The sequence below is a fragment of the Nostoc sp. genome, assembly GCF_036917775.1.
Lineage (GTDB): Bacteria > Cyanobacteriota > Cyanobacteriia > Cyanobacteriales > Nostocaceae > Nostoc.
The window spans coordinates 1-12,665 of record NZ_JBALEQ010000094.1 but is presented as its reverse complement, the minus strand read 5'-3'; the positions used below and the strand labels follow the sequence as shown (position 1 = coordinate 12,665).

The following is a 12,665-nucleotide window of genomic DNA, read 5'->3' as shown; positions in this document are numbered from 1 at the left end:
CATTATCAATATGAAATTGATTAAACCATTCCTATATTTTCTAGCCTTTTCCTTACCTTTAGGTTTGCTTTCTGCTTTAACAGCACAGGTAGATGCTCAGTCGTACCATCCCAACAGAACTTGGCAAATTAGTCAGGCTTTTAAGCCACCACAGCGAGGAAAACCTCCTGCAAGTGCTGGTGGTTCTACCCGTGGCGGCACTTGCATAATAGGGAAAAAATTAATAACTCCCTTAATGCCTCCAGATAAATTAGGGCTGACATTTGCTCAACATCCAACATTTTTCTGGTATGTACCTCCATTGCAAGTTAAAACAGCTAAGTTTGTGTTGCTAGCTGAAGACCAGAATGTATTTTATGAAACGTCTTTTAAGCTTCCTGCTAAACCTGGAATTATTAGCTTCAAACTTCCTGAGAGTTCCCCCGGACTTACTGTAGGCAAAACTTATCACTGGTATCTAACAATTGTTTGTAATACTGAAGACTCCAGCGACAATGTGACTGTAGAAGGTTGGGTAGAACGCACTCAACCAGGGTCATCGTTGTCGGAGGCGTTAGCAAAGGCAAATGTGTACAAGTTACCCACCATCTATGCAGAAGCTGGGATTTGGCATGAAGCGCTGACTAGTTTGGTGCAGCTACGCCAAACTGAGCCGAATAATTTTAAAGCGAGGCTGGATTGGAGACAATTTTTGAAGTCTGTAGGTTTGAGTGCGATCGCTTCAGAACCATTGCTCGATTGTTGCACATCTAAGAAAGAAGGGCATAGGGCATTGGGCATTGGGCATGGGGCTAAAGCAGAATTCCCAACTCCCAACTCTTCTACAGACGCGATTAATCACGTCTCTACTCCTAACTCCTAACTCAGCACTCAGCACTAAATCTTATGTGGGCAAAGCTGAAATCGCAAATCTGGCAATGGCGTGGTGTTTTACTTGCTGTCCCTAATATTACAGCCCTAGTGATTGCACTACGGTTGACTGGATTACTGCAATTGTTGGAATTGGCAGCACTAGATCAATTTTTTCTCCTCCGTCCACAAGAATCGCCTGATACCCGCATTGTCATAGTTGAAATTAATGAGGCAGATATCCGTAAGCAGGGCCAGTGGCCTATGTCTGATGGAAAACTTGCCAGTTTGTTAGAGAAAATCAAACAGCAACAACCCAGAGCGATTGGTTTAGATATTTATCGTGATTTACCCGTCAATCCTGGTCATGAAGCTTTACTTAAGGTGTTTAAATCTACTCCCAATTTGATTGGAGTCCAAAAAGTCTCTGACACTGTTGATAGTTCGGCAGTTGACTCGTCTCCAGAACTAAAGCGACTTGATCAAATTGGGTCAAATGATTTACCCATAGATGGGGATGGCAAAATTCGGCGATCGCTATTATACGTAAATTTAAATAATGATCAGATTCTGGAAAGCTTTGGGTTAAAACTGGCATTGTTGTACTTGAAGCCTGAAGGTATTATCGCCAAGCCAGCAGCAACTAACTCTAATTATTTGCAGTTAAATCGTGGCATTTTCCCGATTTTTGAAGCTAATGATGGGGGTTATGTCCGAGCAGATGCGGGAAGTTACCAAGTTCTGTTGAACTACCGAGGACGGATACAGCAGTTTACTAAAGTTTCTTTGAGCGAAGTACAAGATAAACCTATTCCACCAGACTTAATGCGGGACAAGGTGGTGTTAATTGGTGCTACTGCTGAGAGTTTGAAGGATTTATTCTATACGCCTTACAGCAGTAATGTATTGACTAACACAGAACGGATGGCGGGTGTAACCATTCATGCTAATTTGATTAGTCAAATTTTAAGTGCGGCAATGGATGGTCGTCCATTGATTAAGTGTTTACCTGAGCCGCTAGAATGGCTATCAATTTTCATTTGGTCAATTATTGGTGCTAGCTTGTGTTGGCTACAACGCCACAGTAGCAACCAAAAAATCCTCATGGCTGTTAGTGTTTTGCTAGCAGGTGGCGGTTTAATTGGTGGTAGTTTTCTGGCGTTTTTGGCTGGTTGGTGGATTCCTGTTGTCCCTTCATTGCTGGCATTCGCTGGTTCTGCGATCGCACTTACTCAGTATATTGCTCAAAGTGCTACCGAGATGCGAAAAACCCTCGGTCGCTATCTAACTGATGAAATCGTCGCCAATATCCTAGAAACTCCTTCTGGGTTAAAGCTAGGGGGAGAACGGAGAAAAGTTACGGTTCTTGTGTCTGATTTAAGAGGATTTTCGGCTATTTCCGAACAATTACCACCTGAAGAAGTAGTAAAGATTTTGAATCTTTATTTGGGAACAATGACAGATGTGATTAACCAATATAAAGGCACGATTAATGAGTTTATGGGTGATGGCATTTTTGTGATATTTGGTGCGCCAATTAGCCGCATAGATGATTCTCAAAGAGCGATCGCTTGTGCTATTGCTATGCAATTGGCAATGCAGCAAGTAAACGAACAAAATCGGCAAATGAATTTTCCCATTCTCGAAATGGGAATTGGGATGAATACAGGAGAAGCCGTAGCCGGAAATGTTGGTTCTCAAAAACGCGCTCAATATACAGTTATTGGCAGTCATGTTAATTTGGCTGCTCGAATTGAATCTTATACAGTGGGAGGACAGATTTTAATTTCTGAAAATACCTGTAAAGATGCCAATATTGACCTCCAAATTGCTGGGCAACTACAAATAGAACCCAAAGGGATGAGACACCCTGTGACAATTTGTGAAATTCGTGGCATTGGCGGTAAATATAATTTATTCTTGCCTCAAGATGATGAAGAAATAATCATTCTCAATCAAGAAGTACCTGTAAAATACACCATTTTACAGGGAAAATATGCAGTGGGTAAAGTATTTCTAGGAGCATTGATTAGCCTCTCGGAAAAAGGGGCGCAATTGCGATCGTTAGATTCTTTAGAAATATTGAGTAATCTCAAACTCAAGCTATTGATTGAAGCAGAAATGGCTACAGAAGAAGAACATATCTATGCCAAGGTGATCCAACAGTCTAATGTTGATGAGCATCTTTTTCTGCTTCGGTTTACAGCCGTTCCACCAAAAGCGATCGCAATGCTCAATGCACTCCGTCAGCCTGAATCAGGTTAGAGCATCAATATTTAAATGGTAATGAAGGGAGGTGTATGTAAATACAGTCAACTGAAAAAGTAGGTAGTTCAGAATTTTTTAAAACAGTAACAATTGTTGCTGATACAACCAAGCGATCGCGGTAAGATTTTGAACTTAAGCCCGATCCGACTCCAATAACTCCTTAATAATTCGTAATTTTTAATTTATGCTATGGAGCAAATAAGTTGAGTGATGGAGGCAAAAATATGATTTTTCTCAAACTGAAATTCAATTACATCCAAAACAGAAATGACGAACATAAACAACTTTCAGAAACTTGTAGAACTTGCAAATGAATATGGGATTATTTGCCAGCCAACGCCAGAAGAATGCTTAATTGCATCTTTGCCTGGAGAGGATGATTTTTTATTAGCTTTTACTTGGTCTGGTGTTGTTGAAGGAGAGCCGCCAGAGCATGAATTAATAGCAATTAGTGTACAAGATATAGTTAAAGAAGTTACTGTTGCAGCTTGGCAGATTCCTATTTATTTATTCGGAAACGTTTTAAGACAGGCTCAGATGCTTGTTGCTGCTCACAAAGATTTTTTTAGCTAGCAGATAAGCCTCAATACTTTTCGGGTTTTGGGGAAAAGGTTGGAATTTACCTTTACCCTTTAGCCTTTCCCCAAATCAAAAGAGAGATTGTTGGGTTTATCCCAAAATTATTGAGATAAATCCCTATAGATTAAGGCATTTAAACTGGTATTTCCTCTTCAAAACCAAAAACTTTTGAAGGGGAAATCTTCGGTTGTTGAGGTAGGGGCAATTTATGAATTTCCCCTACCTGAGAAACTTGTTAAATGTACTAGAATTGCTGTAGTTAAGAAAAGCCCTTTAAATATATAGATATAAGAGGATGTTTGAAAAGCTTTTCGTTGATTAACAGAAGACGGAGATCGGAAAAAGCACATGGTTCACTGGCAACTATTTACCGCAGATGATATCCAGATGAACTTCCGCAGTGCTGATATCTTAGTGATATTCCTGATAGACTTTACTTGCACTGTAAGATTTAATCGGATAACCTGAGCGATCGCAATTGTTTTCTAAGAAAATCAATGAACAAATTCCTACTGAGTTTGCTTTCTTCTCCTGTACTGATTAGCTCCATTCTCTCTATGGGGGTAATGCTGAATCAAGCACAAGCTATAGAGCCACAATCAGAAACTCAAACCACAGACCGTTTATCTTGTATCCGCAATAAACATAAAGTGGGTTTAGTATGTGCAAGGGCTTCTGTATTGGCTCAAATTCCTAACTACCAGCGTGAAATAGAGTTTTCTAAAGAAGACGCTCCTATGTTGGAGTTCAATGACGAAGAAAGCAATGTGGCAATCGACTTGTTTGGCTGCGATTGTCCTGCTTGTATAAATTCTTTACGTCAGATGCGTGGCGCGACACCCTTGGTATATTAGGACTTTACAAGAAAAGAGCAGAAAGACCACGAGTATGTGGGTAACTCAGGAACCCACATACGCCATTCTCTCAACCCGAAGTTAAAAAATATAACAATTTAGTTATATGACTCTTAGCCAATCTCACCCCTATCTTTCACCAGAAGAATACCTGGAAAGTGAAAAATCTAGCCCGATTAAACATGAATATATTCAAGGGCGGATTTATGCAATGGCAGGGGCAAGTGATGCTCATGTAACAATTACTGCTAATTTAGTCACTCTATTGAGAAATCACATTCGTGGAACTGGGTGTCGTGTTTATGTTGCTGACATGAAAGCACGCATCGAATCTCTGAATCTTTTCTACTATCCTGATATTATGGTGACTTGTGACCAACGAGATACCAATTTTGAATATTTTAAACGTTATCCCAGCTTAATTATTGAAGTTATATCACCTTCCACCGAAGCTCTAGACAGAGGTGATAAATTTAGTGACTATCAAGAATTAGAAACATTGCAAGAATATGTCTTAATTAGTCAAAATCGTCAGCGTGTTGATTGCTTTCGGCGAAATGCAGAAAGTAGATGGGAGCTTTATAGCTATAGGGTAAATCAAGAATTACAATTTACCAGCCTGAATTTTTCTTGTTCCCTAACTGATATTTATGAAGATGTCTCCTTTCCCGAAACTTTTAACCCTACTTCTGCTTAATTTTTATCTAATTTACAGCAAGTTATTCCACACGCAAACCAAAGTAAGTCAAAACAAGCTCAGTTGAGCCACTATTGACAACTTCATGTACTTCTCCCACTTCTATCGCTACGCAATTCCCTGGAAGCAGGGGGTATTCTGTACCATCAATATGAATTACTCCTGAACCGGCTTCCACAAAGAATACTTCGCACATATCTTGATGCGCGTGTGCTGGCGCGGTTTGTCCAGGAGCAAAACGCGCTTGAGAAAAGTTAGTTAGGTGAGGCAAATCGCCGAAGCGTAACATCACCTTTTTCTTGATTTCGGGATTGTGAGAGACAGACTCTTCTGGCAAGTCTTTCAGAGAATTGGTAATCATTCGGGTCTTAAATCGTTAGATAATTCCACAATACCCCTAGACCCATCAATCCTTACCCGTTGACCATCTTGCAAAAGCCATGTAGCACCCCGAACATCCATCACAGCAGGAATACCGTATTCACGAGCCACGATCGCACCGTGAGAAAGCCGTCCACCCACTTCGGCAATTAATCCTCCAGCCCTTAATAACAAAGGGGCCCAGCCGGAATCTGTGTAAGGTACTACCAGAATTGTATCTCTGTCAATCTCCGGCACATCTTGTAAATTTCGCAACACCTTTATCCTGCCTTCGGCTTGCCCGTGGCTGGCTCCAATCCCTTGTAAAATTTGGTCAGAGTAGAGTGCAGAAGGAGCTAAGGGGTGGGGAGGTGTATTGCCGTAAACTAAAAGAGGTATTTGAATGAACTCGCTATCTTGAACGAATTGCGATCGCCTCGATTCCACTAACTTATCTAACTCTTCAATCAACCTAAAATCGTCACCGACAACTAAACGCTGCACTTCATCAAAGTTGAGAAAAAAGATATCTCCTGCTTTCTGTAGTAAGCCTGATTTTAACCAAATCTTCTCTAAAGCAACAAAACTCCAACGCAATTCAGCTAACAGCCGTGAATAAACTTCGGTAACTCGCCCCTTAATATCTACACGCCGTTGGACAAAAGAACGTTTGCGTTTACCAGCAAAGATGCTATTAATCGCATCTTTAGCGCCTGCTTGTGGTTCGTTCCCCTGCATTAACTGCACAAACATCTGCTTAATCATTTGGGGATTTTCCCGCCAAGTGGGAACGGAGATATCAGTTCCCACTTCACTTAAATAGCCATAATCCTGAAGCAATTCGTCAAATTCTTGCAGGATTTTCTCTCCCTCTGGGGTTTGCTTTAACTGCTCAAATACCTGCTGTGGTTCAAACTCAAGCAATACTTGCTTGGCATCTGTAGCTATTGCACTGAGCGATCGCAATGCCGCCACCTCTGGAGTCACGCTATTATCAATTTGGCCATCCTTCACCCGAAAAATCGCCTGTCGGAGGGCGGCACTTAAGGGAGCTAAAATGCTGTAATATGTCCCGTGGCGCAGCAACTCTAAAATAAAGTCAATTCTGATTAGCAACTTGGCTGGTTCCAAATCCTCTACATTTTCTTGCGCCAACTGCGACAACCCAGGAATAAACCGTTGGTGATAATCCTGCTTGAAGTCTTTTTCTAAATTTAATTCCCGCTTCAGCAACCTCCCTAGTCCTGGCAAATTCTCCCAGGTTGACTGCAAAGAAGGTTTACTTAATTTAGCTCCTCTAGTTAAAAATTCCAGACTTTCCGGCGGCAATCCCATGCGAAGAAAGATATTTCCTAAGAGGGATGCGTTAAAATAGGCTCTGGAATAATGCAGAGTTGCTGTTTCATTAAAATCTAAGCCCAAAGCGCGATCGCCCAAAACTAGAGTAAAAAAGTCTCCCCAAACTCCACAAGTTAAGGGACGATTAATTGACCATGTTAAGGGGTGAATTACTCCAGGAATCACTTCAGCAGCGATTTTGCGTGTCCAAATTGGTAGTAAAGTGGTGATCGGTCGAGATTGCAACACCCACAGCGTTTGACCGTCGTAACTCCATTCAATATCTTGAGGAGTGCCATGATAACGTTTTTCGAGTCGGTAAGCTAAATATGCAACTTGCTTGATTAATGCTTGGGGAACTCGTCCTTCACCCTCTAATTGCACAGAGGAAGATTTTTCTGTTTCAACGACAAAAGCGCGATATTGTTCTGGTGTGAATTTTCCCGAAACGATTTGCGTTGGGCTGCCTGGAAGGGCTTCAATGATGATTGCATCACCTTGTTGAGTAATGGGATCGCGGCTGAAAGCAACGCCAGAATATACACTTTGGACTTGTTGTTGAATCAACACAGCCATTGCTGTATCACTTGAGCCGCGATCGCGCCGATACTGGACAGCAGATGGATGATTGTAAGAAGCTTGAACTTGAGCGATCGCTTGCTGTAATGCCTCTGGGCTAGTAACATTTAAAACTGTTTCATATTGTCCAGCCGCAGAAGCTTGTTCTGAGTCTTCGCCAATGGCAGAGGAACGCACCACCAAGGGGGATAATTCTGATGGCTGGAGAAATTCTGTCAACATTTTCGGATCGTCAATTGGCGCTAGTACCCATCCCTTCGGCACTGGATAGCCCCAGCGCTTAATTTGGGATAATGTAGCCGCCTTTTCTCCGACAATAGCAGCATCCAACTCTTCATCTAAAGAAACCATCGCGCTATCGCCCCGTAAAAATTCCAACATCGCTTGCGATTCTGTTTGTGCCTTTTGAACTGGTAGGTTCATATCATCTGGAATGTTTGCATAAATCCAGGCCATTAAACCAGCTAAAGCCACAGCAGCAAGCATTCTGGGGATATCGCTGAGATGCAAAATTGCTACAAATAGGGGAAAGAGAAGCAAAACCCCATATTTGACTGCCTGTTTTGATGGCAGAATTGTAAAGCTAATACCTGCAAAGAAAGAGACAAATATTGCCACCAGGGGATCGTGTACGACAAATCCCCAGACGACATTTGTTGTACCTGCTCCTCTGCCTATCCAATATCTACCAATTACCAGAGCGATCAGGGCAATTAATTCCCAAAACGATCCCTCTGGGTAGAAAAGACGGGTGAGGAAAACTGCCGCAATTCCTTTAAAAGCTTCTGACAAGACTGCCAGAATTCCGACAAACTTACCGCCATGATAAAAGGCAGCTGATACACTAATGTTGCGTGTACCAACTTGTGATAATTGCTTACCCGTAAGGGCATAAGTTATCCATGCAATCAGGGGTAATCCGCCCAAGAGGGGGCAGATAATTAAAATAACTAAAACACCCCAAGGTTCAAACATTCTGGATTTTGGATTTTAGATTTAAATTTTCCATCTAAAACCTCAAATCTAAAATCTAAAGTTTTTCTGAAATTTTTGATGGTAATTAGGGCGCTTTTATTTATTAGTCATGGAATGGACACTTGGCTAAGACGGAAACCGTTTAAGACAAGTGTCCTTCTAGACTACTAATGGTTTTAGTTTAGCGCATAGGCAGCTTGCAGCGCCCAGATGATGAGAGCAGCGATCGATCCCAGAAGCAACACGGTAGAGATAGTGACTACTTTTGGGGAATCTGCACCCTCGAATTTCATAATTCCTCGATTTAAGTCGGACATAGCTTTGTAATCCTCTCTTGTTGGAGCATGAAACATTTGTCCGTTTTGATTGTAGTCCCTCTATTTACGGATGATGTTAAATTCCTTATATTATTTTGTTTAAGCTTCGCCATTTTTCCAACCCCACAATTACTTATTTCTTCAGAGGTATCAGTCTTATTTATGAATAGTGAGGAGTAGGAAAGAACAGGAGACAAGGGGACAAGGGGACAAGGGGGAATGGCACGCTTGAAAAGCTGAAACCTCCTTGCTGGAAGGGTGTGGGAGGTATGGGAGGATGGGGAGGCAATGCAGCATTTGTTGATATGCAGTTATTCAATTTCTCCTCTTTCTCCCCACACTCCCCACACTTCCCACACTCCCCACACTCAAAATCTTGTTATATCAGGGCTTTGCGATTAACAAGCGTGCCATTCGGGACAAGGGGTGAGAACTTGAAACAAGTCTTTCCCCTTGTCCCCAATTCTCCTTGTCCCCAAGTCCTCTTCCCAATTCCCCATTCCCAATTCCCAATCTCGGTCAATATGTACTAAAATCAATGATTTGAGTCACAAAGAGAGCAATCATGGCATCCATCCGCGAGTTGCACCAACAGCTGGTTAAGAAAGAACGTTCTGCCGTTGAAATTACCCAAGAAGCCTTAAAGCGCATTGAAGCGTTAGAGCCAAAATTGCACAGCTTTTTATGTGTTACCGCAGAACGGGCATTAGAGCAGGCCAGTACTGTGGATGCCAAAATTGCTGCCGGAGAAGAAATCGGGCTACTAGCAGGCATTCCTGTTGGGATTAAGGATAATTTATGTACTAAGGGAATACCCACTACTTGCGCCTCCCGAATTTTAGAGAATTTTGTGCCGCCTTATGAATCAACGGCGACGCAAAAACTGGCAGATGCTGGGGCGGTAATGGTAGGCAAAACCAACTTAGATGAGTTTGCAATGGGTAGTTCCACCGAAAACTCTGCCTACCAAGTCACGGCTAATCCTTGGGATTTGTTACGAGTTCCAGGTGGTTCTTCGGGGGGTTCGGCGGCGGCGGTGTCATCCCAAGAGTGTGTAGTTGCTCTTGGTTCTGATACTGGTGGTTCAATTCGTCAACCTGCATCTTTCTGCGGTGTGGTGGGGATGAAACCAACTTATGGTTTGGTTTCTCGTTATGGTTTGGTGGCTTACGCTTCGTCTTTGGATCAAATTGGGCCATTTGCAAACACAGTAGAAGATGCGGCAATATTATTAAGTGCGATCGCAGGTCACGATCCCAAAGACTCTACCAGCCTCAAAATTGCCATTCCCAACTACGCCGCCAGCCTAAAACCAGATTTAAAACCCAGAGGTCAGCTAAGAATTGGGATCATTCAAGAGACTTTTGGTAAAGGTTTAGATTCTGTCGTGGAACAAGCTGTTACCAAAGCAGTAGATGTCTTACAAAGTTTGGGAGCAGAAATTCATATGATTTCCTGTCCCCGTTTTCGCTATGGCTTACCCACCTACTACATCATCGCCCCGTCGGAAGCGTCAGCAAACTTGGCTCGTTACGATGGCGTTAAATATGGCTACCGCGCTCCTGATGCCGATAATCTACTATCGATGTATACTCGTACTCGTGCCACTGGTTTTGGTACAGAAGTCAAACGCCGGATTATGATCGGCACTTATGCCCTTTCTGCTGGCTATTACGATGCTTATTACCTGAAAGCGCAAAAAGTCCGCACCTTAATTAAGGAAGACTTTGAAAAGGCTTTTCGGGTGGTTGATGTGTTAGTTTGTCCCACATCTCCCACTACAGCATTTAAAGCAGGGGAAAAAACTACTGATCCCTTGAGTATGTATTTAACTGACTTGATGACTATTCCTGTAAATCTTGCTGGTTTACCTAGTTTAAGTTTGCCATGCGGTTTTGATGACCAAGGTTTACCAATAGGATTACAGCTAATTGGCAATGTACTGCGAGAAGACCAATTGTTTCAGGTAGCTTACGCTTATGAACAAGCTACTACTTGGCATCTGCGTAAACCACAAATATCTTGAATTTGTCATTGGTGATTAATTCTTATTCTTCACTCACCACCTACTTTACTTTTCTGTCAATTTGTTGGGATTGCTGACTATTGACTGTTGATTATTGATTTCTGGAGTCAGAGATTCGGATGCAATTTTTGGTGGATTAAGTATATGTAAAAGACCAGCAGACGCAGCTACTAACAACAGAATATAGGTAACGACAAGAGGTATGTATGTATTTGGTTTGTTGTCAGAATTATTATGATCGTTCTTGGAATCTTGACGGACTACAGGATTGCTTATAAGAGTATGTGATAAAGCATTTCCATCCAGCCCTAAAGCATCTCCATAGCGACGGATGAAGCCTTGAAGAAAAATAGGCTCAGGTAATTCTTCAAATCGTTCTTCTTCTAAAGCGTGCAAAACACCTGCTCTAATTAGTGTTTGAGCGGCAATTTCTTCTATGCGTATGGCTTTTTCTTGTCTTACTTGTCGTAAATGTGTGCTTATTTCCTTTAGCTGCTCTACTTGAGCTTGGTTTAAGAGTGTCACTGTCTTCTCCTCTATGGGCTAATTCTACTATTCATATAGTGAGAAGACTTAAAATGGCATACGTATTTTTACTAAATATTTGATTTTCGTAAATTTTTTCAGAAGAGTTGAAATCTAGACTGAAAAATGCTAAGACTGCCGTCAATAGTGTAATAGATGTTTTATTTTATACTTTTATTTAAATAAAACAGGGCATAAAAGTTAATAAGCTGCAATTTATAATACAAGTATTTTCTAACTGCTACTCTGGGCTGGGATAATTGCCGCGATCGCTCCAAGAAAGCGAGCAGAGAGGAATGGCACGCTTGTTATATAACTTGCTTTTTGAGTGTGGGGGGTAAGACTTCTTCCCCGTCCTCCCACACCTCCCACACCTCCCACACCTCCCACACCCTTCCAGCAAGGAGGTTTCAGCTTTTCTTTGTGCCATTCGGAGCAGAGAGAAAATTCCCCTCCTCTGCACCCTTCCCCCTGCCCCTCTGCCTATTTTCAATGCCCAATTCCCCTTCACGTTCCCAGACTTAGAATGAGCTTAATGTCGGGCGGACAATCACTTCATTGACATCAACATCATCCGGTTGGGATACGGCGTATAAGACGGCTCTAGCGATCGCATCTGGGGTCAGTGCGGTTTTCCGAAGTTCTTTCAAGAAGCCTGTTGCTGCTTCGTCTGTGATATCAGAGCCAAGTTCAGTCTCAACCACGCCAGGGGATATTATTGTCACGCGAATATTTCTCGATTCTTGACGTAATCCATCGGATATGGCCCAAACAGCAAATTTTGTCGCGGAATAAACCGCGCTGGTAGGCCCTACCATGTGTGCGGCGATGGATGCAGTATTAATAAACTGTCCACCGCCTTGCGCTTCCATGATTGGTAAACCAGCAGCAATACCATTCAATACGCCGTGGATATTCACATTAATCATGTTGTCCCACTCCTCGACTTTCAAGGCATTCATTGGCGACAGGGGCATCACGCCTGCATTGTTGAAGATGACATCGACACGACCAAACTTATCTTTGGCGAAGTGAATGAACGCTTTCATATCCTCACGATTCGCAACATCCACCGCTTTGAATTCCGCTATGTAACCCTGGTTACGGATCTCCTCGATAATCTTTTCTAGCTTTTGGGTGCGCCGTGCCCCTAAAACAACTTTTGCACCATTTTTAGCGAGTAACTTAGCAGTGGCTTCACCAATCCCGGATTTCTCACAAACTCAGAAAAAACCGGAGCTTAAAACTGATAAAATGTATACATAGTAAGTATTTCAGCAGTTTGAACCGATGAATCG

At 42.3% G+C, this 12,665-nt stretch carries 12 protein-coding genes; 6 read left to right on the top strand and 6 right to left on the bottom strand.

What is annotated here, in order from left to right; translation table 11 throughout:
• Positions 1–10: 10 nt before the first annotated feature.
• From V7K69_RS19050 to V7K69_RS19030, 5 genes are all read left to right on the top strand, one after another.
• Positions 11–862 (top strand): DUF928 domain-containing protein, encoded by an 852-nt coding sequence (locus V7K69_RS19050; RefSeq protein ID WP_335037072.1) that lies wholly within the window; start codon positions 11–13, stop codon positions 860–862.
• Positions 863–885: 23 nt separating this feature from the next.
• Positions 886–3,114 (top strand): CHASE2 domain-containing protein, encoded by a 2,229-nt coding sequence (locus V7K69_RS19045; protein WP_335037070.1) that lies wholly within the window; start codon positions 886–888, stop codon positions 3,112–3,114.
• A 270-nt stretch (positions 3,115–3,384) separates the two neighbouring features.
• On the top strand, positions 3,385–3,690 hold the full coding sequence (locus tag V7K69_RS19040; RefSeq protein WP_012408049.1) for a hypothetical protein: 306 nt from the start codon (positions 3,385–3,387) through the stop codon (positions 3,688–3,690).
• 503 nt (positions 3,691–4,193) lie between these two features.
• Positions 4,194–4,550, top strand: coding sequence for a hypothetical protein (locus tag V7K69_RS19035; RefSeq protein WP_114080690.1), 357 nt, complete (start codon positions 4,194–4,196; stop codon positions 4,548–4,550).
• Between the two features lie 106 nt (positions 4,551–4,656).
• Complete coding sequence (locus tag V7K69_RS19030; RefSeq protein WP_335037067.1) at positions 4,657–5,247, top strand: Uma2 family endonuclease; 591 nt, start codon at positions 4,657–4,659, stop codon at positions 5,245–5,247.
• A gap of 22 nt (positions 5,248–5,269) precedes the next feature.
• On the opposite strand, the gene V7K69_RS19025 is transcribed toward V7K69_RS19030, so the two are convergent.
• The 3 genes from V7K69_RS19025 to V7K69_RS19015 all read right to left on the bottom strand — a co-directional run bounded on the left by V7K69_RS19025 (position 5,270) and on the right by V7K69_RS19015 (position 8,816).
• Entirely contained in the window at positions 5,270–5,608 is a 339-nt protein-coding gene (locus V7K69_RS19025) for a cupin domain-containing protein (protein ID WP_335037065.1), read from the bottom strand.
• A complete protein-coding gene (locus V7K69_RS19020; protein WP_335037063.1) occupies positions 5,605–8,499 on the bottom strand; it encodes a glycerol-3-phosphate acyltransferase in 2,895 nt (964 codons plus the stop codon). The genes V7K69_RS19025 and V7K69_RS19020 overlap by 4 nt, the downstream gene beginning before the upstream one ends.
• A 176-nt stretch (positions 8,500–8,675) precedes the next feature.
• Complete coding sequence (locus tag V7K69_RS19015; protein WP_041565237.1) at positions 8,676–8,816, bottom strand: hypothetical protein; 141 nt, start codon at positions 8,814–8,816, stop codon at positions 8,676–8,678.
• A 565-nt stretch (positions 8,817–9,381) separates the two neighbouring features.
• Between V7K69_RS19015 and gatA the strand changes: the two genes are divergently transcribed.
• Positions 9,382–10,842, top strand: coding sequence for an Asp-tRNA(Asn)/Glu-tRNA(Gln) amidotransferase subunit GatA (gene gatA / locus V7K69_RS19010; protein ID WP_335037061.1), 1,461 nt, complete (start codon positions 9,382–9,384; stop codon positions 10,840–10,842).
• Positions 10,843–10,887: 45 nt separating this feature from the next.
• Here the strand turns inward: gatA and V7K69_RS19005 are convergent, their stop codons facing one another.
• The 3 genes from V7K69_RS19005 to V7K69_RS18995 all read right to left on the bottom strand — a co-directional run bounded on the left by V7K69_RS19005 (position 10,888) and on the right by V7K69_RS18995 (position 12,572).
• Positions 10,888–11,367: a helix-turn-helix domain-containing protein gene (locus tag V7K69_RS19005; RefSeq protein ID WP_335037059.1), complete on the bottom strand. Its 480-nt coding sequence runs from the start codon at positions 11,365–11,367 to the stop codon at positions 10,888–10,890.
• A 234-nt stretch (positions 11,368–11,601) separates the two neighbouring features.
• Positions 11,602–11,757 (bottom strand): hypothetical protein, encoded by a 156-nt coding sequence (locus V7K69_RS19000; RefSeq protein ID WP_335037057.1) that lies wholly within the window; start codon positions 11,755–11,757, stop codon positions 11,602–11,604.
• Positions 11,758–11,888: 131 nt separating this feature from the next.
• Complete coding sequence (locus tag V7K69_RS18995) at positions 11,889–12,572, bottom strand: SDR family oxidoreductase (RefSeq protein ID WP_335037099.1); 684 nt, start codon at positions 12,570–12,572, stop codon at positions 11,889–11,891.
• Positions 12,573–12,665 lie beyond the last annotated feature (93 nt).